The 22822-nt window shown below is 52.4% G+C and carries 23 protein-coding genes; 8 read left to right on the forward strand and 15 right to left on the reverse strand.

What is annotated here, in order from left to right; all coding sequences use genetic code 11:
• Position 1: 1 nt before the first annotated feature.
• Both OCH80_RS04000 and OCH80_RS04005 read right to left on the reverse strand, forming a co-directional pair.
• Positions 2 to 1333, reverse strand: a complete 1332-nt coding sequence (locus OCH80_RS04000; protein ID WP_404538038.1) for a GHKL domain-containing protein — start codon at positions 1331 to 1333, stop codon at positions 2 to 4.
• On the reverse strand, positions 1320 to 1493 hold the full coding sequence (locus tag OCH80_RS04005) for a hypothetical protein (protein WP_404538040.1): 174 nt from the start codon (positions 1491 to 1493) through the stop codon (positions 1320 to 1322). The genes OCH80_RS04000 and OCH80_RS04005 overlap by 14 nt, the downstream gene beginning before the upstream one ends.
• Positions 1494 to 1660: 167 nt before the next feature.
• Here OCH80_RS04005 and OCH80_RS04010 point away from each other — a divergent pair, with 167 nt between their 5' ends.
• The 4 genes from OCH80_RS04010 to OCH80_RS04025 all read left to right on the forward strand — a co-directional run bounded on the left by OCH80_RS04010 (position 1661) and on the right by OCH80_RS04025 (position 4998).
• On the forward strand, positions 1661 to 2419 hold the full coding sequence (locus tag OCH80_RS04010; protein WP_404538042.1) for an NUDIX hydrolase: 759 nt from the start codon (positions 1661 to 1663) through the stop codon (positions 2417 to 2419).
• 103 nt (positions 2420 to 2522) lie between these two features.
• Positions 2523 to 3077, forward strand: a complete 555-nt coding sequence (locus OCH80_RS04015) for an isochorismatase family cysteine hydrolase (protein ID WP_302187626.1) — start codon at positions 2523 to 2525, stop codon at positions 3075 to 3077.
• Between the two features lie 136 nt (positions 3078 to 3213).
• Positions 3214 to 4650 (forward strand): nicotinate phosphoribosyltransferase, encoded by a 1437-nt coding sequence (locus tag OCH80_RS04020; RefSeq protein ID WP_302187627.1) that lies wholly within the window; start codon positions 3214 to 3216, stop codon positions 4648 to 4650.
• Positions 4651 to 4734: 84 nt separating this feature from the next.
• Positions 4735 to 4998 carry a DUF1294 domain-containing protein gene (locus OCH80_RS04025; protein ID WP_404538045.1) on the forward strand — a complete coding sequence of 88 codons (264 nt, stop codon included), beginning with the start codon at positions 4735 to 4737 and terminating at the stop codon, positions 4996 to 4998.
• A 56-nt stretch (positions 4999 to 5054) separates the two neighbouring features.
• On the opposite strand, the gene OCH80_RS04030 is transcribed toward OCH80_RS04025, so the two are convergent.
• The 10 genes from OCH80_RS04030 to OCH80_RS04075 form a co-directional block, all read right to left on the reverse strand.
• Entirely contained in the window at positions 5055 to 6974 is a 1920-nt protein-coding gene (locus OCH80_RS04030; protein ID WP_404538047.1) for an FtsX-like permease family protein, read from the reverse strand.
• The gene (locus OCH80_RS04035) at positions 6964 to 7728 is read right to left on the reverse strand and encodes an ABC transporter ATP-binding protein (protein ID WP_404538050.1); all 765 of its coding nucleotides are present in this window, start codon (positions 7726 to 7728) and stop codon (positions 6964 to 6966) included. Before OCH80_RS04035 ends, OCH80_RS04030 begins: the two co-directional genes overlap by 11 nt.
• Positions 7729 to 7938: 210 nt before the next feature.
• Entirely contained in the window at positions 7939 to 8910 is a 972-nt protein-coding gene (locus OCH80_RS04040; RefSeq protein ID WP_404538052.1) for a sensor histidine kinase, read from the reverse strand.
• A gap of 9 nt (positions 8911 to 8919) precedes the next feature.
• Entirely contained in the window at positions 8920 to 9588 is a 669-nt protein-coding gene (locus OCH80_RS04045) for a response regulator transcription factor (protein WP_404538055.1), read from the reverse strand.
• A gap of 9 nt (positions 9589 to 9597) precedes the next feature.
• Positions 9598 to 10431 carry a Cof-type HAD-IIB family hydrolase gene (locus OCH80_RS04050; protein ID WP_404538058.1) on the reverse strand — a complete coding sequence of 278 codons (834 nt, stop codon included), beginning with the start codon at positions 10429 to 10431 and terminating at the stop codon, positions 9598 to 9600.
• A 118-nt stretch (positions 10432 to 10549) separates the two neighbouring features.
• Entirely contained in the window at positions 10550 to 11404 is an 855-nt protein-coding gene (locus tag OCH80_RS04055) for a hypothetical protein (RefSeq protein ID WP_404538061.1), read from the reverse strand.
• Positions 11405 to 11740: 336 nt separating this feature from the next.
• On the reverse strand, positions 11741 to 12760 hold the full coding sequence (locus tag OCH80_RS04060) for an asparaginase (RefSeq protein WP_404538063.1): 1020 nt from the start codon (positions 12758 to 12760) through the stop codon (positions 11741 to 11743).
• A 56-nt stretch (positions 12761 to 12816) separates the two neighbouring features.
• Complete coding sequence (locus OCH80_RS04065) at positions 12817 to 13293, reverse strand: MarR family winged helix-turn-helix transcriptional regulator (RefSeq protein WP_404538066.1); 477 nt, start codon at positions 13291 to 13293, stop codon at positions 12817 to 12819.
• Positions 13294 to 13439: 146 nt separating this feature from the next.
• Complete coding sequence (locus OCH80_RS04070) at positions 13440 to 13703, reverse strand: chorismate mutase (protein ID WP_404538068.1); 264 nt, start codon at positions 13701 to 13703, stop codon at positions 13440 to 13442.
• A gap of 309 nt (positions 13704 to 14012) precedes the next feature.
• Positions 14013 to 14471: a YbaK/EbsC family protein gene (locus OCH80_RS04075; protein WP_154546762.1), complete on the reverse strand. Its 459-nt coding sequence runs from the start codon at positions 14469 to 14471 to the stop codon at positions 14013 to 14015.
• 535 nt (positions 14472 to 15006) lie between these two features.
• On the opposite strand from OCH80_RS04075, the gene OCH80_RS04080 reads away from it, so the two are divergent.
• Positions 15007 to 15585: a TetR/AcrR family transcriptional regulator gene (locus OCH80_RS04080; RefSeq protein ID WP_404538071.1), complete on the forward strand. Its 579-nt coding sequence runs from the start codon at positions 15007 to 15009 to the stop codon at positions 15583 to 15585.
• A gap of 54 nt (positions 15586 to 15639) precedes the next feature.
• On the opposite strand, the gene mmuM is transcribed toward OCH80_RS04080, so the two are convergent.
• Positions 15640 to 16575, reverse strand: coding sequence for a homocysteine S-methyltransferase (gene mmuM, locus OCH80_RS04085; protein WP_404538074.1), 936 nt, complete (start codon positions 16573 to 16575; stop codon positions 15640 to 15642).
• An 89-nt stretch (positions 16576 to 16664) separates the two neighbouring features.
• Here mmuM and OCH80_RS04090 point away from each other — a divergent pair, with 89 nt between their 5' ends.
• The 3 genes from OCH80_RS04090 (at position 16665) to OCH80_RS04100 (ending at position 20587) form a co-directional block, all read left to right on the forward strand.
• The gene (locus tag OCH80_RS04090; protein ID WP_404538077.1) at positions 16665 to 18068 is read left to right on the forward strand and encodes an amino acid permease; all 1404 of its coding nucleotides are present in this window, start codon (positions 16665 to 16667) and stop codon (positions 18066 to 18068) included.
• A 166-nt stretch (positions 18069 to 18234) separates the two neighbouring features.
• Positions 18235 to 19200, forward strand: a complete 966-nt coding sequence (locus OCH80_RS04095; RefSeq protein ID WP_404538080.1) for an ATP-binding protein — start codon at positions 18235 to 18237, stop codon at positions 19198 to 19200.
• Between the two features lie 121 nt (positions 19201 to 19321).
• Positions 19322 to 20587, forward strand: coding sequence for a carboxylate--amine ligase (locus tag OCH80_RS04100; RefSeq protein ID WP_404538083.1), 1266 nt, complete (start codon positions 19322 to 19324; stop codon positions 20585 to 20587).
• A gap of 82 nt (positions 20588 to 20669) precedes the next feature.
• Here the strand turns inward: OCH80_RS04100 and OCH80_RS04105 are convergent, their stop codons facing one another.
• Positions 20670 to 21434 carry a nucleoside phosphorylase gene (locus OCH80_RS04105; RefSeq protein WP_404538085.1) on the reverse strand — a complete coding sequence of 255 codons (765 nt, stop codon included), beginning with the start codon at positions 21432 to 21434 and terminating at the stop codon, positions 20670 to 20672.
• Between the two features lie 334 nt (positions 21435 to 21768).
• Positions 21769 to 22635: a CAP domain-containing protein gene (locus OCH80_RS04110; protein ID WP_404538093.1), complete on the reverse strand. Its 867-nt coding sequence runs from the start codon at positions 22633 to 22635 to the stop codon at positions 21769 to 21771.
• Positions 22636 to 22822: the final 187 nt, after the last annotated feature.

A 22822-nucleotide genomic window follows, 5' to 3' on the forward strand; every position in this document is an offset into this window, starting at 1 on the left:
CTTACTCATCCTCTTCTTGATCAATCGTTAAGTAAAGGTCAAACCAGCCATCCGAAACATTGTATGAGATATCTAATTCCGAATACTTTTGTTCGATATCTTGCAAGTTTGCCAACCCCAGCCCTTGATGTCCTGTTTTCGTTGTAAAGCCTTTAGTTGCTAGATTTGTATGCTGTCTTTTACCCGGAACGATCTTGTTTCGGATTTCAAACTCTAGACTATCTGTTGTTTCTTGGTAAAGCATCGCCTGTATCTCTGGATGACCATTTCTTTCTGAAAGAGATTGACTCTCCTCTAATGCATTGTCAAAGGCAATCCCAATTACTCTAACTAAGTCAAGTTCATCAACATTGCCTGGGATTGATGCAATTATCTGCCGGCATTCAAAGTCATATGGAATGCCAGCCTGATATATAGCATTTAACTTCGTAATGATGATGCTCTTAAGGGTTTTAACTTGGATGTGATTGGCGTCTTTGTACTTAAGAAGAGCTTGGGAATCAAGATTTTCAGCCGAATAACGCTCCAATTTTTCTAGCAGTTCTTGCACATTTCCTTCTTTTGCACTCACCTTTAATGAATTTAATAGATTCCGGTAATCGTGCCTAAATGCCCGAAGATTATCTTCACTTTGTTCAAGGTAGTTAGCATATTCCTCCAGCTCTTTTTGCTTTTGCTGCTGTACTTGATTCCTAACACGTGCGTCTTCTGCCTTTCGTAACGCATAATAAATAATCCAGCTGAAAGCGGCTTGACCAAGTGACAAATAGGAATAAACAATAATAGAGGGTTTGGCCTCATCTAGAAAAACATTGACCAAATTAACCGCCATCATTGAGCAGAATGAATATGCCAATAAGCTCCAAAAGATTTTTCGACACTGATCTTTCAGTCTTTGTAATAGCCACCTCTGGAAATGTTTAATCAGCAAAACACATAGCGAATAGTAAACAATGGACAAGCCCAACGTGCAGAGACTAGACATTAAATCGCTGATATTCGGAATTTTTTGCAAGAAGACAATAATCAAGTCATACAAAAAATCTATCAGTAAGCCTACCATGAATGAGCCCGAAACCTTGAGCAAGCCATATTTTCGATAATACCAGGTGAATAGTATCAATTCCATCAAGCTAGCTACGTTTGTTTCCCATCTTCCTTGTATAGCTATTAAGATTGCCAATACGCACAGTCCGAAAGCAAATATACGATCTCGCCAACCAGTCAGTTTAATTTCAGCTAAATGATAACCAACATATACATCATATACAGCCGAAATAGCAGCTGACAAAAGTCCAGAAATCAATTCAATATATAGTTTAATTTCTTCCATAGTGCTTGTGATGCAATAAGCGGAAAATCAAGGCGGATTCACTCTGTTTTACTTGAGTAGCACCACCAATATAAATGCCAAATTTTTCCATTCCGCCCCCAACGATTTGCCCCAATTCTTCATCTGTCAGCGTTTCAATTTTATGAGATTTATTATCCATAATTTTCTTTCCTTCCGTGAAAAAGTAACCTGTTTTCATCCTAGCAAATTTTTGCGCTTTCGTGAAAAAAAGACGGAATTCGTCAGAATCCGGACCGATTTTTCAACCGCCAACACCTTCCTGCTTTAATGCTATAATTGTAAGAAAACGCGAAAGGAGCTGATTGGATGCCTGAATTAGAGAAGATCGTCGAGCGCCCCTTGATCACCATCACCAACCTGATCTGGAGCTTCAACAAGGAGACCCACCGGGTTCAGCTGCTTCTGGTCAAGCGCAAGGACCAGCCTTTTGCTGACCGCTGGGCGTTGCCAGAAACCCTGCTGCGTGAGAATGAAAGTGCCGACCAGGCTGCCGTACGCCTGATCAAGGAAAAGATCGGCCTGGATCTGCCTGAATCTTCTACCGAGCAGCTGGCCACTTTTACCGCTCCCCACCGGGCTCCCGGTGAGCGGGCTTTGGCTTTGACCTACATGACCTACCTGCCCGCCATGCCAGCGCTTCGCCCTGGCTATGGCGCGACCGCGGTTGCTTGGTTTGCCTTTGAGAATTTTGGCCATAAATATGAGTTGATCTCTAGCGACCAAACCTTTGAAATCGCCAAGGGCTCCCATGCCCTGGCCTTTGACCATGACGAGATCATCGCCGTCGCTATCCAGCGAATCAGAAACAAGCTGGACTACCAGCCAACCATTTTGCAGATCCTCGGACCTGAATTTACCCTGCGGGAAGCCCGTGAAGTCTATGCCCCCTTCTTTCAGACCACAGTCGACAAGATCGACAATTCCAACTTCCGCAAGACCCATGGCTTCTTCTTGACTGAAACCGGCGTGCAGAAAAATTACCATAAAAGCGGACGGCCACCCAAACTATATCGGCTAAAAGACTTGAAAAACAACATTTTATGGAGTAAAGTTGACGCTAAGTAAGTTTAAGTGAACTTTACTTTTATTTTTTGCCTAGCTTTAGGTAAGTTATACTTTTAACTATTATGGAATTATCCAACATCAAGGATGAAAGAGGATTTTTGAAATGACTGAAGAAGCGCTTTTGATCATTGACTACACCAATGATTTCGTTGACGACAACGGCGCCTTAACCTGTGGCAAGCCTGCCCAAGTCCTGGCTGACCAAATCGTCAAATTAGCTGACGAATTCTACAAAGCCAATAAATGGGTCATCCTGCCAACCGACAAGCATTTTAAGGGCAACCCTTACCACCCGGAAACCAAGCTCTTCCCGCCGCACAACCTGCCCGGCACTTGGGGCAGAAAGTTCTATGGCCCACTGGAAGACTGGTATCAAGCCCACAAGGACAGCGACCATGTCGTTTTGCTGGACAAGGGTCGCTACTCTGCCTTCTGTGGCACCGGCTTGGACCTCTTCCTGCGTGAGCGCCATGTTTCCCGCGTCCACCTCACTGGCGTCTGCACCGACATCTGCGTCCTGCACACGGCCATGGATGCCTATAACCATGGCTATGAAATCACCGTTCACGAAAAGGCAGTCGCAGCCTTGAACGATGCCGGCCAAAACTGGGCCCTGAACCACTTCAAGTCCTGCCTGGGCGCTGAAGTCGTTGACTAGCAGGAAAAATTAACGGGAAATCATCCAAAAAGCGAGCAAGCTTCATTCAAAAAATATATAATACTTTTAAGTTCTTGGCTTCTTCGTTGAGAACGAAAGTTTGTTTTTTATATTGAGAAAGTAGATTTTTTATACTATGTCTTTATCACACGCATTAATCACTGACCTTTACGAATTTTCAATGGCCAATGGGTACTTTGAAACCCTGCCCCGCGATACTGAAGCCGTATTTGACGTCTTCTACCGCAACGTGCCAGACAACGGCTCATTCGTGATCGCTGCCGGCCTGGAGCAAGTCGTTGAACAGCTTAGAGGCTTCCACTACACCAAGGAAGACATTGACTACCTCAAGAGCCTGCACCAATTCAGCGATGAATTCATTTCATACCTGGAAACCATGACTTTTGACTGCGTCGTTTACGCGATTCCAGAAGGCACGCCAATCTTCCCACGCGTGCCAATCCTCACGGTCAAGGGGCCTTTGATCCAATGCCAATTGCTTGAAACCTTCGTTTTGAACCTGATCAACCATCAATCCTTGATTGCAACCAAGTCACGCCGGATCAACCTGGCTGCTGCCGGCCGGCCAGTCATGGAATTCGGTGCCCGCCGGGCTCAAGGTCCTGACGCTTCCGTATTGGGCGCCCGGGCTGCTGTTATCGGCGGCTGCGGCTCAACCAGCAACTGCCTGTCCGCTGCCAAGTTCAACATTCCTGTTGCCGGCACCATGGCCCACGCTTGGGTTCAAAGCTTCCCAACCGAGCTTGAAGCCTTCGAAAGATGGGCTGACGTTTACCCTGGCAACGCCCTGCTCCTGGTCGACACCTACGACGTCGTCAAGTCCGGCGTGCCAAACGCCATCAAGGTCTTCAAGCAATTGAAGAAGAAGGGCTACAAGAAGTTCGGGATCAGAATTGACTCCGGCGACATCGCCAAGCTGTCAAGAAAGGCCCGCAAGATGATGGACGACGCTGGCTTCCCAGAAGCAACCATCACCGCTTCCAACGCCTTGAACGAAAACGTCATCCACTCTCTGCTGCAAGAAGGTGCCCCACTGGACAGCTTCGGCGTTGGCGAACAATTGATTACCAGCTCCAGTTCTCCAGTCCTGTCCGGCGTCTTCAAGCTGGCCGCTTTGAAGATGGACGGCGGCGAATGGGAGCCAAAGATCAAGCTGTCCAACTCCAAGGAAAAGGTGACCCTGCCTGGTGAAAAGAAGGCCTACCGCCTCTACCACAAGGGGACCAAAAACGCCTTCGCTGACGTCATTGCCCTGGCCGATGAGAAGCTGCCTGATGAATTCGTCGGCGTAAACATGGACCCAATGATGACCGAAACCGAAGCCGACTTGAAGGACTTCGACGCTGTCCTTTTGACCCAAGTAGTCGTTGGGCCAAAGGCCAAGTCAATCGAAACCGATACTTTCAAGATTCAAAAGCACATGTACGAAAAGCTGGCTGAACTGCCAGAAGAAACCCAAAGACTTTTGAACCCAGACCGCTACCCTGTCTACTTGACTCCAGCCTTGGCTGAACTGCAAGCCAAGATGATCAAGGACATCAAGGGCAAGTAAGCCTGAGCTAAGCCGTCTTTTAAAGCAGCACCTGGATTTTTCCAGATGCTGCTTTTTTAATGACAGAAGGATGGGAAAACGAACATGAAGCAAATCTTGGAAAGCGGCCTCCTGCTCTTAAACCTGGCCGCTTGCGCCCTCTACGGGATCGACAAGGTCAAGGCCAAGCTGCACGCCTGGCGCATCCCCGAACGGGTCCTGCTCGCCTGCGGCCTGCTGGCGCCGGTGGGGGCAGGTCTGGGAATGCTGCTTTTTCGCCACAAGATCCGCAAGCCGCGCTTCTATCTGGCCCTGCTTGCCGGCATCATCCTGTGGCTGCTGGCTTATTGCCTGATCCGCGGCCTTTAAATCTGCCAACCAAAAAATCCTGCCGCAAGCGACAGGATTTTTTCATGCAATCTTATCTATCCAACAATTCGGCGGTACACGCGCGTGGTAATGGCGTAGATGGCCAGGTAGAAGGCGAAGACGGCCACGGTCACCCAAAAGGCAACCTTCAGCATCATCGCGGAGTTGTAGATGCTGAACTCATACAAGACCTTCTTGACGGCAGGCGCCGCGATCAGCATGTTCAGCAAGCCCCCGGCCAGAGGGAAGAAGAAGATCAGCAGCACTTGCACGTGGATAGCCTGGCTGCTTTCCTGCTCGCTCAGCCCCACCTGCTGCATGGTCACGAATCTGGACCGGTCGGCATAGGCTTCAGAAACCTGCTTGAAGTAGATCACGACCGCGGTCGTCAGGATCAGGGCCACGCTGATCATCAGGCCAATCATGATCACCCCGCCCATCAAGCTGGTATAAATGGACTCATTCATGGCCGCGCCAGTGAAGTTGATGGGGGAGGCGTTGACGTTTGAGAGATTGTATGCCAGCTTTTTCTCGTAGTTCAGGCGCTGCTTCAAGCTGGAGCCGGCGATCCGGTAATTATAAGCATAGACATAGACCGGCTTGGCTTGCTTGGGCAGAGTCTTGACGATCACCCAAACTGGCTCCAGGACTGCGTGATTTGGATTGTAGGCCCACTTGAACTGGTCCAGCTGCTTGATCTGGTACTCTTTCTCGTAAATGGTCAAACTGGTCCCCATCCGGCTCTGACGGGCATGAACCAAAGCCTGGCTGCCCTTAAGACTGATTTTTTGCCCCGTCAGCTTCTGGTAGTTGGCTTGATCCAGCAGCATCAGGCTGGTATTGGCCGTACTCGAAAAAGTCCTGCTGACTTTCAGCTGGTTCCCAGTCCGCTCAGCGAAAACCGGGTCCGCCATCTTAAACTCCGTCACTGGCCCCCGCTTGGTGCCGGCCTTGACTGACGTCTTTTTGATATAAGCTCGGGTCCGCTTAAGCAGAGGCTTTTCCGTCTGGATAACCACGTCTTTAGGGTTCCAAGACTTTAAGGCTTCCTCTTTCCCGCTGTAACCGGAGATAGAGCCAAACAGCACCACCATCACGGCGGAAACCATCAGGCAGACTGAAGCCAGGCTGGCGCCGTTGGCCCGCATTCTCTGAAGCAGGCCGGAAACGGCAATGAAGTGCTTGGGCTGGTAGTAGTAGCGCTTGCGGGTCTGCAGAAACTTGAGCAGGACCACGCTGGCGGCGATGAAGACGAAGTAGGTCCCGGCAATTACCAAAAAGGCCGCGCCAAAGAAGCGCATCAGCGCGCTGGCCGTTGGCTTGGTGGTCACTGCCAGCCAGTAGCCCCACCCTACCAGGATCACGCCAATTGCTCCGCCCAGGTAGGGGGTCTTCTTGCCCACCTTGGCCGCTTTTTTGCCGGAATTCCACAATTGCCGCGGCGTCATGCTTTTGACCTTAATGGCATCCAAGATGAACAGGCAGGCAAACAAGGCCGTCAGGAGGCTGGCCGTTTTGCCAATCGCCGCCAAGGACAGCCAGCCTTCCTTGACTTTGGTCAGCTTGAGCAGCTTGGCATAGCTCTGAAAGGCGATTTTTTCAAAAATCTGCCCGACCACGACGCTCCCGGCCAGGCCAGACAGCAGAAGGTAAAGCTTCTCCAGGCCAATCATGGCGATCAGGTTCTTAGATGTCATCCCCAGCATGCTGTAAAGGCCCATCTCCTGCTCGCGGCGGCGGGCAATGAAGTTATTGGCATAAACCATGAAGGCCGCGGTCAAGATAATGACGATCCAAGATCCCAGCTGCAGCAGCACGTTGGTCGCGAAGCCGGATTCCAAGTCCTGCAGGCTGCTGTTGGCCATCAGGGCGTAAAAAATATAGTTCAAAGCGCCCAAAACCAGGACTGACAAGAGGTATGGCAGGTAGACCTGGCGGTTGCGCTTGAGGCTGGAGATGACTAGCTTATTGAGCATCTGCATCACCGCCCGTCAAAGCTACCATGGCATTATTGATCTGCTCCTGGTAAGTCCGCTGGTCCAAGTCGCCCCGGAAGATTTCGTGGTAGATCCGCCCGTCCTTGATGAAGAGGGTCCGCTTGGCATAGCTGGCCGCGGCAGTTGAGTGGGTCACCATGATGATCGTCTGCCCCTTCCCGTTGACCTCGTCAAACAGGTGCAGCAGCTGCTTGGAAGTCGCTGAATCCAGCGCCCCGGTAGGCTCATCGGCCAGCAGGAGGTCTGGGCGCGCGATCAAGGCTCTGGCCACGGCAACCCGCTGCTGCTGGCCGCCAGAAGCCTCAACCGGATAGCGGTCCAAGATCGGGCTGATGCCCAGCTTAGGCGCCAGCTCCTGCAGCCGCTGCTCCATTTCATCGACCGGCGTCTTGGCCAGAACCAGCGGCAAGAAGATATTGTCCTTGTTGGACAGACTGTCCAAGAGGTTGAAGTCCTGGAAGACAAAGCCCAGGTGCTCCCGGCGAAAGCGCGCCGCCTCATCCGGCTTAAGCGTGCCTAAGTCCTGCCCGCCTAAAATGGCCTGCCCGCCCGTAGCCTTGTCCAAGGTGGCCATGATGTTGAGCAGGGTGCTCTTGCCGGCGCCGGATTCCCCCATGATGGCCACGTACTCCCCTTTTTCCACGGTGAAGTTGATGTCCTTCAGGGCCGTCACGGCATTGGCGGCTTTTTCATTGTAGACTTTTTTGACATGATTCAGTTTTAAGAGTGGCATCTCTTTGGCTCCTTTCATCGTCCCTTTGCTTGATGCTTCTATTATAGAAAGCCCCCGCTCCTTTTCCTACTTACGAAAGTGGCAACTAGCTTACGTTTTCGTAAGGTGGCAATTTAAAATTCCTGCCAGAAAAAGGCCACATTATCTCAAATACGTGGATAATGTGGCCTTTATCGTTAATTTGCTTCAAATCTCCAGGCTTGCTTGGCGTCAGGCGCCCTTGACCTGGTCGACTGGAAAGATTACCCGGGCCGCGACGCCCTTGGCTTCCGAGGTGACGGCGACGCCCAAGCCCAGCTTGTCGGCCGCTTCTTTGACGAAATACAGGCCCATCCCCGTCGACTGGGCGTTGTGGTGGCCATTTTGACCGGTAAAGCCCTTCTCAAACAGGCGCGGCTGGTCGCTGGCCGCGATCCGCGGGCCTTCATCATAAATCGTCAGGGCCTGGTCCTTAAAGTAGATCCTGATCTGATCGCCGGTTGAATACTTCAAGGCATTGCTCAAGAGCTGCTGCACGATGAAGCGCAGCCACTTGCGGTCTGTCAACACCTGGACTTCAGCCAGGTCTACTTCGGGGATGACCCCTTTTTCCAAAAAGACGGCCATGTTCTGGGCCAGCAGCTCGCTGACCAGGCTGGTCAGCTTGCACCAGGCAAAGTCAAAGTCGTTCTGGTCCGCGGCCAGGCGCTGACCGCCCAAGAGCAGGTCGAGCTGGTAGTCCGCCTGCCTGAGCGGCTGCTCCAGGTCCCGGCTTTGCACCTGGCTGCCCTGGCTGGCCAGGCCGCTGATCTCAGTCAGGGAGTTCTTGATCTCATGAGCCAGCAGCTCCATCTGCTCAACTTCTTCCTGGGCCTTTAGGTTCCAGGCCTGCTCGCTTTTCTGCTTGTCAGCCGCAAGCAATTGGGCCCGCTTGATCAGGGCCAGTTCGCTGGGGCTGGCGGCCTTCAAGGCCCTTTGCCCGTCCCAGCGGCGAATTTCTGCCGTCTTCTTCCTTTCATGCAGGAAGTCGCCAACCAGCCAGGCCAGCAAAAAGGGCAGCGTATAGCGGATCAAGTCGCCCCAAGCCTCCAAGCGGCAGCCATAGAGGTTCAGGACCAAGGCCGCGAAGGCCAAAACAAGCGCGTACAGCAAGAGCAGGGGCAACGCTTTTTTCAGGTACTGGCGGTAAAAAGTCTTCTTCATTGCATCCCCCTAGTCCACGATCCGGTAGCCCACGCCCCGCTCCGTCAACAGCTGCTTGTCCAGGTCCAGCTGGTGGAGCTTGCCCCGCAGGCGCGAGACGTTGACGTTCAAGGTGTTTTCGTTCAAGTACTTGCCGCCCTGCCAAAGCAGCTCCAGGATCTCCCGCTTGGAAACGGCCTGACCCTTTTGCCTGAGCAGGATCTGCAGCATGGCCCCTTCCGTTGGCGTCAGCTGCACGGCCTGCCCGTCCTTGACCAGTTCGTTGGTCAGGCTGTTGAAGCTGGCCCCGGCAAAAGCCAGCTGCCTGCCCACCTGAGGCTTGTTGCGCCGCAGGATCGCCTGAATCTTGGCCAGCAGAACCGCCCCGGAGAAAGGCTTCATTATATAGTCGTCCGCCCCGGCGGAAACGGCATGCATCACGTTGGCGTCAATGTCCGCGGCCGAAATCACGATAATCGGCACGGTGCTCTTCTTTCTGACCTCCTGGATCCAGTAGAAGCCGTCAAAAGTTGGCAGGGTGATGTCGCACAAGACCAGGTCCGGCTGGCTCGCGACTGCTTCTTCTGCCACCCGGTTCCAGTCCTTGACCACGACTGGCTCATACTGCCATTTGCGCAAAGTCTGGCTGATATTGGCAATAATTTGCTGGTCATCTTCGACCAGCATGATTCTTTCCATGCTTCCTCCTTACTTGCCTTGATATTGTGGCAAAACGAAGCGTTCAATGGCCTCTGCTACCCCGCCGTGCAGGTAGTCATGCTCGGTAATTGCATCGCAATCCGCCCGCATCTCAGGCGTGGTGTTGGCCATGCCAACGCCCAGGCCGGCCGCCTTGATCATGGCATCGTCGTTGAAGCTGTCGCCTAAGGCCATTGTTTCCCGCAAGTCCAGGCCGATTTCAGCGCACAGGCGCTTTAAGCCATTGCCTTTATTGACGCCAACGGGGTTGAACTCCAGGTAGCGGCTGGAAGAGCAGCTCATCTCCGTCCGTTCCTCCATGTCGCCCATTTTGCTTCTGATCTGCTTGATCTTGGCAAAATCGGGATTCTCATACAGAATCTTCACGAATTTCTCGCCGCTTTCGCGCAGGCGGTCCAAGGTCGGGTCCGTGATTTCGATCAAGTCCAGCCGCCCCCGGCAGAATTCCCGCTCTTCGTCAGTCAAATTATAGGCAAAAACCTTGTCCTCACTGTAAATGTGCATGCAGACGCCATACTTCTGCCCGCGCTCATAGAGCTCTTCGATCAGCCCGTAGTCCATCCCGGTAAGGCTGATCAGGCGCGGCCCCTGATTTTCATAGATGGCCCCACCGTTGTAAGTGATGGCGTACTGGCCAGGCGCGTCTTTGATCCCCAATTCCTCAAGCGTCTGCTGAATCGAGCCAAAGCCGCGGCCCGTGGCAGGGACGAACTTGATACCCAATTCCTGGCACTTGCGAATGGCAGCCAGGTTCTCCTGGCTGATATGGTGGTCAGGACCCAGCAGGGTCTCGTCCAAGTCGCTCGCGATCAATCTGTACATCTTGCCTGCTCCTTTCTAAGCTGCTTGTTCTGGCTGCTTTCGTTTTTCCCTTACTTAACTATACAATTGACTGCCACAAGAAAAAAGAATCTCCGCTTGGCGAAGATTCTTTAGCTGGCTATTGCAGGCTCTTAAGCATCTTGAAGGCCGTTTCCGTGCTATGAGCCTTCATCTGGTACACGCTGGATCCCTTAGACCAAGTGATCACGGTGTTTAACGAGCCCAGGCTCTCGCCGACGTCGACCTGGACGCTGGCATTGCTGTCGCTGGCCGGCAGACCATACTGCCGGTAAAGCTTGAGCAGGGCCTTGGCCGTTGGAAGCGCCTCTTGCCCTTGCACCTGGCTGGCCCGCACGACGAAGGACCACTGGCCCTGATTGAACTGCAAGTAGGTCGATCCGGCCGCTCCTTCCTCAGTCCCAGTCACTTGGCCGTCAAGCTTGACCGTTGGCAGGCCGCTCTTGGGCTCCTGGTAGTTGATCAGGCTGCTGGCGTCAGTCACGTTCTTGTTTTCCGTCAAGACGACGTATGGCTTTTCCTTGGCCACCTGGCTGGCGTTCAACGGCAACGGACTATTGCCGACGCTGTAGTAGACGACGTTCTGACTGGCAGAACTCGTCCAGCGCGCGTTCAAATTTTCGCTGCCCTGGCCCAGGCCGTCAACCGTTGGCAAAAGCATCCCCGGCAGCTGGGTTCGCAGCTGGGCCGTCAAGCTGCTCATGCGGCTAGCGGTTGAACTAGATGCGGACTTAGAGCTGGCGCGGCTTGAGGCGGATTTGCCTGAGCTGGCGGCGGAACTAGCCGCGGACTTAGAACTGGCGCGGCTTGAGGTGGATTTTTTCTTTTGAGACTGGCTGGAAGCCTGACTGGACTTTTCCTGGCTTTGGCTTTGCTCTTGGCCCTGGCTTCCGCAACCCGCGAGCAAGGCCGCGGACGCGAGGAGCAGGCCAAGGACTTGTTTTCTATGTTTCATTGCCTACACTCTTTCCGTTGAATACTTATCCCTGCTTTTTGCTTGTTCACCTTTAATTATAAACTTGGATAAGGCTTTCATAAAGAAAGAGCCCCTTAAGACTTAGCTAATTTTTGGTAAAAAGCTTTAGCTGGTCTTCTTGCTCGAGACTGCGCTTTAGGCCTTAGTCAACCGACGCGTTTTTTAAAAATACGCGAAAAAACACCCACCTAACTGAGCACTGTCAATCAGTTAATGGTTTGACGCTGCTAAGCTAGATGAGTGTTTTAGGCCGTCCTCCGCTTAAAGGCAATGCCTTAATTCAATGACATTGGCCCGCTGGACAGCTTTCATGGTCTATCTTCTTGAGGAAATCGTGACTTCACCGGCGATATCCTTGTTGAAAAAGGCCCGGATCTCTTCCAGATCCATCTCCTGGCCCAAGGCCCACATCAGCTTGGTTACGGCACTTTCACTGGTCATGTCGCGGCCGCTGATGGCCCCTTCAAGCAAAGCAGCCCGGCCGACCTCGTACTTGGTCAGGTCAGTCCGCTCGTACAAGCACTGGCTGCAAGCGATAACCGGGATCCCCTGCTTGATGATCTCGCCCACGGCCTTGACCATGTTCCGGCGCATATAGTTCATCCCGCCCAAGCCATAAGCTTCGATGACGATCCCCTTGCATCCGGCGTCAACCATGGCTTTGAGCATGGCCGGATCAAAGCCTGGGAAAAGCTTGACCATCGCCACATGGGGGTTGACCTTGGTGTTCAGGGTGCAGATGGCGTGCTCGCTTGGCACATACTCATTCGCTGAGTGCTTGATGTCGATCCCGTCGGAAGTTACCTGGGCGACTGGATCCATGTTGATGGACTTGAAGGCGTCAAAACCGGTGGTTCTGATCTTCACGCAGCGGCATCCCCGCATGATCTGCCGGTTGAAGGCAATGTAGATCCCCGGCTTGCAGGTCGCCGCGGCAGCGAAGGCCACGCGGAGGTTGTCCGGGGCATCGCTCAAGATAGCCTGCATAGGCACCTGGCTCCCAGTAAGAACGACTGGCAGGTCAATCCCCTGAAGCATAAAGGTGAGCATTGAGGCCGTGTAGGCCATGGTATCCGTCCCGTGGGAGACGACGATGCCGTCGTAGCCCCGGCGGAGCTGGTAAATTTGTTCGGCGATGTAGGTCCATTCTTCTGGCTGGATATTGGATGAGTCCAGGGAAAGGATGTCCTTGGCCGTAATTTCATAAGGCTGCCCGCCCAAAGTATGGAGGAGCTCAGCACCGGATTGTCCGGGCACTAAGCCCTCTTCTGAAGCTACTGAGGCAATGGTACCTCCTGTTGACAAGAGCAGAATCTTTTTCTTGGTGTTAGTCATGGTGTCCCCGCTTAATAACTTGTATGTTTGCGAAAAAATATTTGCACGTCTCCACTTTAACCGCTCGTTTTTCTATTTGCAAGCCGCTTCTTTTGTTCCTGCTCATCAGCCTGGACCAGGAACTGATAAAGGCGCTCCATGTACTCCTTGTACTGGGCCAGCTCCTGCTCGCTGTAGAGGCTTTCGATCTTATCGTGGAACTGGTGCACTGACGCCAAGGCCTCTTGACACTTTCCCTCGCCTTCTGGCGTCAGCTGGATAATCTTGACCCGCTTGTCCATTTCACAGACGCGGCTGATCACGTAGCCCTTGCCATCCAACCGGGCGACGATGCCGGCCATCGTTGCCTGGGCCACTTCAAAATGGGTTTCCAGCTTCTTTAACGGTGCCCGCTTGTCTGGACATTTCTTATACAGGTAAGCCAACACGTGAAATTGCGAGAAGGTCAGGCCCATTTTCTGCAAGGCGCGGTTGCCATGCTTGGCCATTAAGTCGTAGTTTCTCTTCAAGAGCAGGCCGAAATCTCTATCCATTCTTCAATCTATCCCCTTGTTAAATTATCCACGTTTTCAGCCCAGCAGCTGAAAACAATAGCATGCTTTTGTTGTCGTTCTATCATTCTAACATTTTTTCCGCGAAAGCAAAAAGGACTGAGCCAGCCAGCTCATTCCTTTAATGGCTATTTTTCAAGTTTCTTGGCCTCATCCATGATGGTCTGATAGACGGCCTTGACCGCGACCGCGTATTCCGGCCGTCCCGCCAGCCTGGCCACCTTGTCCAAGACCTGCCCCTCGCGCTTAGGGTCATAACCGGCGATTTCCTGGGCCTGCTTGACCGCGCCAACCTGGCGGACAATGTCGTAGCGCTTGACCAGAGCCGCTACCAGCTCCCGGTCGGCTTCATCGATCTGCCCACGCAAGGCGGCTAATTCTCTGGTTTTCATTTTCGCTTTTTCCTTTATTTTCATCTGAATTCCTATCGAATAATTTTATCTGTAAGTCCAGCTTATCACACCAGCTTTTATACATTTTTCTTTCATCAAAGCTTTACGCAGACTTTGCAAAAAAGTTGAGCTAGACCGCTTTACGAAAGGAAATGAAAGTATTATCATATAAATGAGAAAATTACGATTGGGTTGAGCGTCCCACCAAGCGCTCGGCTTATCTTTTGGTAAACTATTGTTATCAGTGTAATTTTTCACATCACAGAGAACGCGAGCCACGTCCAAGGCTCGCGTTTTTTGTTTGCCGGCCTAGTTCTTGGTCACGTCGATCCAGGCTTCATAGCCCGAGTACTTTTCCAGGTCAGGAATTGATAATTTTACCGCTGAATTTGACGAGCCAGCTGCCGGGAAGACTTCCTCATGGCGCTTAAGCGACTCATCCAGGTAGACTTGGACCCCGTCTTTGACCGCGAAGGGGCAGACCCCGCCCGGCGCGTGGCCGACATAGTCCTCAACCTGGTCAAAGGGAATCATCTTGGCCTTCTTGTGGAAGACGCCCTTGTACTTGTGGTTATCGATCCGGGCTTCGCCAGCCATAACGATTAAAACCGGCTCATCATTGACCAGGAAAGACAGGGTCTTGGCAATCTGGTCAGGCTCAGTGGACAAAGCCTCAGCCGCCAAATCAACCGTTGCCGATGATTCAGGCAATTCGATCACATCGACGCCCGTGCCCGCGAAAAATGCTTTTACTTTGTCTACTGCCATATTTCATGCCTCTTTCTTTGCAAATCAAAATCAGATTCTAGATTAATTTTAAATTAGAAAGTAGTATACCTCTTTTATTTGTCTTTCACAATAAAAAGGACCTGAAAAATTTGTCTTTCTTTTGCCTTCTGCAAAAAAATAAGCGTCAGCCTAGTGGTGACAAAGGCCGGCGCTTATTTCACTCAGGGAGCCACGATCAAAGGAATGAAGGAGTCGCGTGGCTCATCAAGCATCATGCATACGAAATTTTAGATATTGTGTTGAGTGTATATGAAAAAATATGCTGTTGCAATCACAAACAAAAATAAAGAAAAGGGCCAGGGAGGGATCGCGATGTCTTTGCCAGCTCCCCAGCTCAGCTTAAGTATAAGACAAGCAGGCAAAAGTCCCAGCAGTAAAGCAGGCAAAACGTCCGTTCTTGAGACACCTTTCAGTTTTTGTCTGATTAAGGTGCAAAAGCCTTTATTTTGCCAAAAGCTTTGTTATATTTGTCGCAGAGGATTATTAGAGTGATTGATTTCGGAGATGGACAGGAATGAGACAAAACGAAAACAGGATGAGGCGCGATATCTTGCTGGCAATGAAGACAATGCTGAGCAGGAAGCGGTTTGAGGAGATTACGGTTGCCGACATCTGCAAGGAGGCCATGATTCACCGCAGCTCTTTCTACCGCTACTTTCGCGACAAATATGAGGTCGTGGATGAGCTTTTCATGACCTTGATCCGCCAGCTGCTGGCGGACACGAAGACGTCCACGGACGCCATTGAGCAGATCAAGGCCTTCATGCATGAGAACCTGACCCTCCTGCACAATCTCAGCCCGCAGAACCAGGGCCGGATCAATTTCTACCCGGACACCATGCACCTGATCCAGGACCTGCTCGCTGAATCCCTGCACATGACGGAAGCGGCAGGCACGACCGACCAGGACCCTCTCCTGCACCAGATCAAGATCGCCGATAATCCTGAAATGGCCATCGCCTTCTACAGCGGCGGCATCATGGGCCTTTTTGAAAACTACGACATCTTTGACCACCCCGATCGGATCGACAAGCTGCTCAACCACTGGAAGGAAATGCGGCTTTCCGCGCCAGCTGAAAATAAGCAAAAATAAGCACCGAACTATGAGACGACTAGTTCGGTGCTTATTTACCTCGTAAAAATGCTCTTATTCCAATTCCATTTCCAGCTTCTTGACGGCGGCGTTGACCTTGGCGATATCGCTTGGCATTGTCGTGCAGCATCCCCCAACGATCGTGGCCCCGGCATCCAGCCAGTCCTTAGCCGCGGCCCCAAAGCTGGTGTCTTCAGCTGGATACTTCCACGCCTTGGCCTCTGGATCATATTCAGCGCCAGAATTTGGATAGATCACGACCGGCTTCTTGGCCACGGACTTGACCGTCTTGACGGCGGCTGAGCCCCATTCCAGCTTAAAGCAATTAATGCCGGCCGCGAAGACCTGCGGGTCATCCTGCACGGCCTGGATGGCCGCGGTCAAAGGCGTCCCCTCACTGATGGTTTCCGGGTCCTTTAACGAGAAGCTGACGTAGACCGGGATCTCCGGGTACTGGTCCTTGAGGTAGGCCAGAATGGCCTGCACCTCGTCCAGCCTCGGCTGGGTCTCAATGGCCAGGCAGTCGACCCCGCTCTTGACCAGCTCTTCAATCCGCGGCGCGTGGAAGTCCACGTATTGGTCGCGGCTTAGCAGGTAGTCGCCCCGGTACTCGCTTCCATCGGCCAGGTAGGCCCCGTAAGGGCCCACGGACCCAGCCACGAAATTGTGGATGCCAGTCCGCTCCTCGTAATCGTCACGGGCCTTAAGCGCGATCTCCGCGGCCTTTTCCATCAAGCCCCGGGCCTCGCTGGCGCTTAAGCCATGCTTCTCAAAAGCTGGGATGCTGGTCTGGTAGGTATCCGTGATCGTCATCCGGGCTCCGGCCTTAAAATACTCGTAGTGGACCCTGTAGACCCGTTCAGGATGGTCAAGCAAAGCCTCAGCCGTCCATAAGTCGGTATTGGTCTGCTCACCCCAAGCTTCCAAAGGGGTTGACATGGATCCGTCCAGCACGAGTGGTTCTTTTAGCAACGATAATAAATCCGTCATTGGGAATCCCCTCCCTACTCACCTGTTTATTATGCTATTATAGTTATTATTTTAAATAGAATTTAGCGTAAATAAAAGAGGAATGCTTCATGACTCAAGAAAAAAACAAAGGAAAAGTCGAGCACCTGGAACGAAAAATGGAGGCCCGGCATATCCAAATGATCTCCCTGGGCGGGGTCATTGGGACGGGACTCTTCCTTAGTTCCGGCTATACCATCAGCCAGGCCGGGCCAATTGGGACCATCCTGGCCTACTTCGTCGGAGCGGTATTGGTTTACGCCGTCATGCTCTGCCTAGGCGAATTGTCCGTGGCCATGCCTTACACCGGCTCTTTTCACGTCTATGCCAAAAACCTGCTCAACCCGGCAACGGGCTTCGTCGTTGCCATTCTCTATTGGCTGACCTGGACCATTGCCTTGGGCAGCGAGTTCACGGCCTCAGGGATCATCATGCGCCACTGGTTCCCCAGCATCCCGGTCTGGGTCTGGAGCCTGGTCTTCATGATCCTGATCTTCATGTCCAACTACTTCTCCGTCCGCGTCTTCGCGGAGAGCGAGTTCTGGTTCGCGGCCGTCAAGGTCTTTGCCATCGTTGCCTTTATTGTTTTGGGCGGGCTGGCAGTCGTTGGCCTCATCCCGGTCAAAGGCTACGCTCACGCCCCGCTTTTGACCAACCTGACCAAGGACGGATGGTTTCCGACCGGCTTTAAGGGCGTCTTTACGACCATGCTGACGGTCAACTTTGCCTTTTCAGGGACGGAATTGATCGGGATCACCGCCGGGGAGGCCAAGGATCCGGAAAAGACCCTGCCTAAGGCCATCCACACCACCCTGTGGCGCTTGATCATCTTCTTCATCGGCTCCATCTTCGTGATGGCCTGCCTGATCCCTTACAAGCAGGCTGGCGTCAGCGAAAGTCCCTTCGTCCACATCTTCAAGATGATGGGGATTCCTTTTGCCAGCGACCTGATGAACTTCGTCGTGCTCACGGCCATCATTTCCGCCGGCAACTCCGGCCTCTACGCCTCCACGCGAATGCTGTGGTCTTTAGGCAATGAAGGAACGATTCCGGTCGTCTTCGCCAAGACCAACAAGCGGGGCATCCCCGCCATCTCCCTGGTCGTAAGCATGCTGGGCGGGATTCTGTCCCTGCTGACCAGCATCTACGCCGCGGACACGATCTACCTGGTCCTGGTTTCCATCTCCGGCTTGGCGGTCGTCTTCGTCTGGATGGCCATCGCCCTTTGCGAGTTGAACTTCCGCAAAAAGTGGCTCAAGGATGGCCACCAGGTCAGCGAGCTGAAGTTCAAGACCCCGGGCTACCCCTTCACCCCTTGGTTCGCCTTCCTGGCCAGCCTGGCTTCCTGCCTCCTGATCTGGTTTGACCCCAACCAGCGGGTGGCCCTCTACGCGACCATCCCCTTCGTCATTCTCTGCTACCTGGCCTACTACTTCTACGCCAAGCACAAGCAGCACACTAGCATCAATGATTAGCAAACAGCCAGAACCCGCGTGGGCTCTGGCTTTTTTGTCTTTCGGGAATCGAATCAAATCACGCCAATCCAATCAAATCAAGCCTAATCAAATCATTGACGAGATTGACGTGATTGGATTAGAATAGTTACTAGGCCAACCGACTAAAAAATGGGGGAAAATCGTTATGTTCAATCCAAACGCCAGCGAAAATTTTGAAAGCCAGCTCTCCTACCGGCAGGATTTGACCTTTAAGAGTCTGAACCAGGTCCTGGCCGACCACCAGCTGCCGGCTGCCCAAACGCCGGCCCAGCTTTTGGGCCTGGGCCAGTTCAGCAATCTGGACCTGCTTTTGTCAGACCAGTGCCCCTACTCGATCAAGTGTGGGGTCTTCAAAGGGGTGACCCAGGATGAGTTCCTGGACCGGCAGGAGTTCACCGGCTCTTTGGCCGCCCAGTTCGCGGCCGTCTACCGCTTCATTGACCAGCACAACCCAGTCAAGAGCCAGATCAAGGGCCTTTACCGGGAAGACCAGCGGACTTATCCACCGCAGGCTATCCGCGAGGCCTTGATGAACTGCATTATCCACAGGGACTATTCCAATCCAGCCAGCACCTTGATCAATGTCTACGTTGACCGGATTGAGTTCATCTCTTACGGCGGCCTCGCGGACGGAATTACCGAAGCTGACGTCAAGCTGGGCCTGTCAGTCTGCCGCAACCCGCACCTGGCCCAGTTCTTCTACCGGCTCAAGCTGGTAGAATCCTACGGCACGGGCTTGGCCCGGATCAAGAGTGCCTACGAGGGCGCGGCCGACCAGCCCGTCATCATCCCTGCCCCGGCTTCTTTCAAGGTGGTCCTGCCAGCCTACCAGCTTAAGAGCATTAAGCTTAAGCCAAAGGCCAAGGCTAAGCCCCAGCCGGCGCCGCAGTCAGCCCGCCCCAAAGCCGCCAAGAGCGTGGCCCCGGCTGGCAACGAGCAGGCCGTCCTGGCTTTTGGCCAAGACCACGCGGAATTCATCCGAAGCGACATCGAAAAATTGCTGGGAGTCAGTCCGGCCACGGCTACCCGCCTGCTCCGGCAAATGGAGGGCAAGGGCCTTATCACGAAGCGCGGCAAGGCCAAAGCCATCCGCTACCGGATCGCGGAATAAGAGCGGCAATTTTTTCTAAAAAAGCGCTTCCCATTGAATCAGTCCGGCTCATAAATGCTAGTATATGTAAGGACCCAACCGGTCCAAACAATGAAGCAAATTAGAAAGAATCAAACAAGCAATGAAACCATTTACCCCAATTCTGCTGGGCAGCGACATCAACGTCTACGGGATGGCACGCTCCTTCCATGAAGCTTACGGAATCAAGGTCCAGGCCTGGGGCTCTTCCACCCTGGCCCCGACCCGCTACTCCAACATCGTTGATATCGAGGTCCACCCCGGCTTTACCGAGGATCCAGCCTTTATCGAAGTCATGCGGGAAAAGATCAAGGAATACCAAGACCATCCCGAGCCAGTCATCCTGATTTCCTGCGGGGACGGCTATTCCGAGCTTTTGGCCAAGCACAAGGCTGAATTGGAAAAGGCCTTTATCGTGCCCTACATCAACTATGACCTGCTGGAAAAGCTGATCTCCAAAGAGGGCTTCTATGAAGTCTGTGAAGAATACGGCCTGCCATATCCAAAGACCCACATCATCACCATGAAGGACTACCAGGATGGCTCCTATGAAAACGTACCGTTCCCCTTCCCGGTTGCCTTAAAGCCAGAAGACCCAGTGTCCTGGCTGGACGTGCAGTTTGAGGGCCGCAAGAAGGCCTTTGTCATCAAGGACTTTGCTGAATTCAAAGACATCGTGGGCAAGATCTACACCAACGGCTACAAGGAAGACCTGATCTTGCAAGACTTTATCCCAGGCGACGACTCCAACATGCGGGTTCTGAACGCTTATGTGGACAAAAATCATAAGGTCAAGATGATGTGCCTGGGCCACCCGCTTTTGGAAGATCCAGACCCAATCGCCATTGGCAACTACATGGTGATCGCGCCGGACTATGATGAGCAGCTCTACCAGACCGTTCAGGCCTTTTTGGAAAAGATCCACTACACAGGGATGGCCAACTTCGACATCAAGTACGACCGCCGCGACGGGATCTACAAGTTCTTTGAAATCAACCTCCGCCAAGGCCGCTCCAGCTTCTATGTGACCCTGAACGGCTACAACCTGGCCAAGTGGTACATCGATGACTACGTTGAGGACTTCCTCAAGGATCGGGCAACCGTCTACGGGAACAAGGACCGGGCTGGCCATATGCTCTGGCTCGGCGTGCCGCGGAAGCTTTTTGAAGAATACGCGGTTCCTTCCCCGGCCAAGGACGAGGCCATGGAGCTCCTTAAAGAAGGCAAGTACGGCACGACCGTCTTCTATGACAAAGACCGCAATTTTAAGCGCTGGCTGCTGATGAAGCACATGTACCACAACTACTTCAAGGACTACCAGACCTACTTCAAGGTCAATAAGGAACAGTACTTCAGCCAAAACAAGTAAGAAATTCAAGACTTATGCACAGCAAAAAGAGGAATCTCACGCGAGATTCCTCTTTTTGGGCTTATTTTTAGGCCTGGCTTGTTTAAAAAATGTGGATAATCCGCAGGCAGATGTGCATAGCCTGCTCTTGGGCAGCTTTTCCCCAGCTGCGGTCGTCATGGGCCGCCACGTTGGCCAGGGAATCGGCCGTGTAGAGCAGCTGGCCGAATTCAACGCCCCGCTTGGCGGCAACGGCGGCCATTGAGGCACATTCCATCTCCACCACCTGGCAGCCTTCTTCGCGCCGGTACTCGACCATATCCCGGGTTTCACGGAAAAAGCCGTCCGTCGTCCAGGTCGTGCAGTGCTCATAAGGCAATCCCTGCTCTGCCAGTCCTTGGCCAATTTTTTCCACAGCAACTGGGTCAAGGTCCACATAGCGGCTGGCCGGCAGGTACTTGTAGGAGGTGCCTTCATCTCTCAGAGCCCGGGTTGGGATCAAGAAGTCGTTCTCCTTGATGTCAACCAAGGTCCCGCAGGAGCCAACGGCCAGGAATTTCCGGCAGCCAAGGGCGATTAAAGCGTCCATGAACTGGGCCGCCGCTGGACCGCCCAATGGCGCCCGGCACAGGCACAAGCGCTCTCCCTGATCCTTGATGACATAGATCGGACGCAGGCGGTCCACCGTAAGAAAGTGGTCAGCCACCGTGGCATTGACCTGCTCCGCGTATTCGTCGACTTCATCCCCTAAGAAGGCAAAGAGGCATTTTTCCGGCAGCTTGATACCCTTGGCGTCATGGCCTGGCTTCAGGACTTCCTGGGAAGTTGGGTCGTATTCCAAAATGGGCAGTTCGTTTTTTTCGATCATAATCCAGCTCTTTCTGTCTCAAATAAGTCAAGTATAGCAAGTTTTTCCCGCTCTTGGCAAAAGCGGGAATGCAGAATTCCAATATCATGATTATCAATTCTAAATTGACAATATCGAGTGCAAGAAGGTTTACAACTTCTCTGCCCCTTATATCTACTGTCTCGGGGCCGACATCACCAAGAGCAATTAGTTCAATTGTAATTGGCTTAACGTTTTTTTAAGATTGCGGAGCGCCAAACGGCGCTCTTTTTTTGGTCAAAAATAATAAAACGAGTCAGTTCCGTTTGGAACTGGCTCGTTTCTAGTTGCGAAGATTAATTAGTGGTGATTTCGATTAAGCGTGGTATTCGATTACGACGCAAACCATTGCGTTGGTGCCGCTGCCGTAGTGGCCAACCCCGATGTAAGCCGTGTGGTTGCCTGGGTCAACCATCATCTTGTAGTGGTCGTAAGTGCCGCTGATGTTAGTCAGGTTCTTTCTGGTCTTCTTAACGACGATTGCTACGTAGTCGTCCTTTTCAGCTTGCATGTTTTCCGTGAAGGTGTTGGTCAGGCAGAACTTCATTTCAGTCGTCGCGTCAGAGTTCAGACCGTTGTAGTAGCAAGCGTGCAGGGTTTCGCCGCCGTGGTAGATGATCTTGCCCTTAACGATTGGGTAGGTGTTAAGGTACTTTGGCAGAGCGTTGTAGCCGGAGTGGTCGTAAGTACCGGTAGTTACGTATTGCTTAGCCTTTTCAGTAGCCCGCTTGTCAAGGATTGCATTGTACTTGGAGTTCATCTTGACTGCCTTGACCCCAACCTTAGCCCGGAAGCTGTTGACAACGTTCAGGGCCGCTTTACGCAGTTGGTCTTGGCTGCTGTTAGCGGTGCTGGCCTTAACGACAGCAGTCTTGACAGCCGTGCACTTGATCTTGACCGTTTGGTTCTTGGTCTTGTTGGTTACCTTGACTGCCTTAACCTTCTTGGTGTTGGCTTCGTAGCCAGCTGCCTTAGGAGCCTTGTAGGACTTCCAGGTAGCAGTCGTCCACTTGCGGCCCTTCTTCTTTAAGATAGCGGTTTGCTTAACCTTGCCGTACTTGCCTGGCTTGTAAACCTTGATGGTCTGGGTAACTTTCTTGCTAGCTGCTTTTGCATATACTGGCTTTGGTGCTGAAGTTGCCAGCCCGAGGAGGGCTGCCAGAACTGTTACTGTGCGTTTTATTGTAAATCACCTATATCTACTTAATCTTCGTTATTACGCTTTTGTTATCTTTAAGCTATGATTATAGACGCTATTTAGCGAAAAAACGACAGTTTTGCGCAGATTTTTATTAGTTCTTAAACTTCCCACTTACAAAAGTGGGCTCGTACCTTGAAAATTCAATAGTTTAGCCAACAAAAAAGCACAA

The organism is Lactobacillus sp. 23-2, from assembly GCF_044902225.1.
Lineage (GTDB): Bacteria > Bacillota > Bacilli > Lactobacillales > Lactobacillaceae > Lactobacillus > Lactobacillus absianus.

What these genes read in the sequence shown, in the direction of transcription:
- mmuM (WP_404538074.1), bottom strand. Translation starts at nt 16,575, where the DNA reads ATGACGGATTTATTATCGTTGCTAAAAGAACCACTCGTGCTGGACGGA.
- OCH80_RS04055 (WP_404538061.1), bottom strand. Translation starts at nt 11,404, where the DNA reads ATGAAACATAGAAAACAAGTCCTTGGCCTGCTCCTCGCGTCCGCGGCC.
- OCH80_RS04020 (WP_302187627.1), top strand. Translation starts at nt 3,214, where the DNA reads ATGTCTTTATCACACGCATTAATCACTGACCTTTACGAATTTTCAATG.
- OCH80_RS04040 (WP_404538052.1), bottom strand. Translation starts at nt 8,910, where the DNA reads ATGAAGAAGACTTTTTACCGCCAGTACCTGAAAAAAGCGTTGCCCCTG.
- OCH80_RS04070 (WP_404538068.1), bottom strand. Translation starts at nt 13,703, where the DNA reads ATGAAAACCAGAGAATTAGCCGCCTTGCGTGGGCAGATCGATGAAGCC.
- OCH80_RS04075 (WP_154546762.1), bottom strand. Translation starts at nt 14,471, where the DNA reads ATGGCAGTAGACAAAGTAAAAGCATTTTTCGCGGGCACGGGCGTCGAT.
- OCH80_RS04035 (WP_404538050.1), bottom strand. Translation starts at nt 7,728, where the DNA reads ATGCCACTCTTAAAACTGAATCATGTCAAAAAAGTCTACAATGAAAAA.
- OCH80_RS04080 (WP_404538071.1), top strand. Translation starts at nt 15,007, where the DNA reads ATGAGACAAAACGAAAACAGGATGAGGCGCGATATCTTGCTGGCAATG.
- OCH80_RS04010 (WP_404538042.1), top strand. Translation starts at nt 1,661, where the DNA reads ATGCCTGAATTAGAGAAGATCGTCGAGCGCCCCTTGATCACCATCACC.
- OCH80_RS04000 (WP_404538038.1), bottom strand. Translation starts at nt 1,333, where the DNA reads ATGGAAGAAATTAAACTATATATTGAATTGATTTCTGGACTTTTGTCA.
- OCH80_RS04065 (WP_404538066.1), bottom strand. Translation starts at nt 13,293, where the DNA reads ATGGATAGAGATTTCGGCCTGCTCTTGAAGAGAAACTACGACTTAATG.
- OCH80_RS04050 (WP_404538058.1), bottom strand. Translation starts at nt 10,431, where the DNA reads ATGTACAGATTGATCGCGAGCGACTTGGACGAGACCCTGCTGGGTCCT.
- OCH80_RS04105 (WP_404538085.1), bottom strand. Translation starts at nt 21,434, where the DNA reads ATGATCGAAAAAAACGAACTGCCCATTTTGGAATACGACCCAACTTCC.
- OCH80_RS04045 (WP_404538055.1), bottom strand. Translation starts at nt 9,588, where the DNA reads ATGGAAAGAATCATGCTGGTCGAAGATGACCAGCAAATTATTGCCAAT.
- OCH80_RS04060 (WP_404538063.1), bottom strand. Translation starts at nt 12,760, where the DNA reads ATGACTAACACCAAGAAAAAGATTCTGCTCTTGTCAACAGGAGGTACC.
- OCH80_RS04100 (WP_404538083.1), top strand. Translation starts at nt 19,322, where the DNA reads ATGAAACCATTTACCCCAATTCTGCTGGGCAGCGACATCAACGTCTAC.
- OCH80_RS04005 (WP_404538040.1), bottom strand. Translation starts at nt 1,493, where the DNA reads ATGGATAATAAATCTCATAAAATTGAAACGCTGACAGATGAAGAATTG.
- OCH80_RS04030 (WP_404538047.1), bottom strand. Translation starts at nt 6,974, where the DNA reads ATGCTCAATAAGCTAGTCATCTCCAGCCTCAAGCGCAACCGCCAGGTC.
- OCH80_RS04095 (WP_404538080.1), top strand. Translation starts at nt 18,235, where the DNA reads ATGTTCAATCCAAACGCCAGCGAAAATTTTGAAAGCCAGCTCTCCTAC.
- OCH80_RS04025 (WP_404538045.1), top strand. Translation starts at nt 4,735, where the DNA reads ATGAAGCAAATCTTGGAAAGCGGCCTCCTGCTCTTAAACCTGGCCGCT.
- OCH80_RS04090 (WP_404538077.1), top strand. Translation starts at nt 16,665, where the DNA reads ATGACTCAAGAAAAAAACAAAGGAAAAGTCGAGCACCTGGAACGAAAA.
- OCH80_RS04015 (WP_302187626.1), top strand. Translation starts at nt 2,523, where the DNA reads ATGACTGAAGAAGCGCTTTTGATCATTGACTACACCAATGATTTCGTT.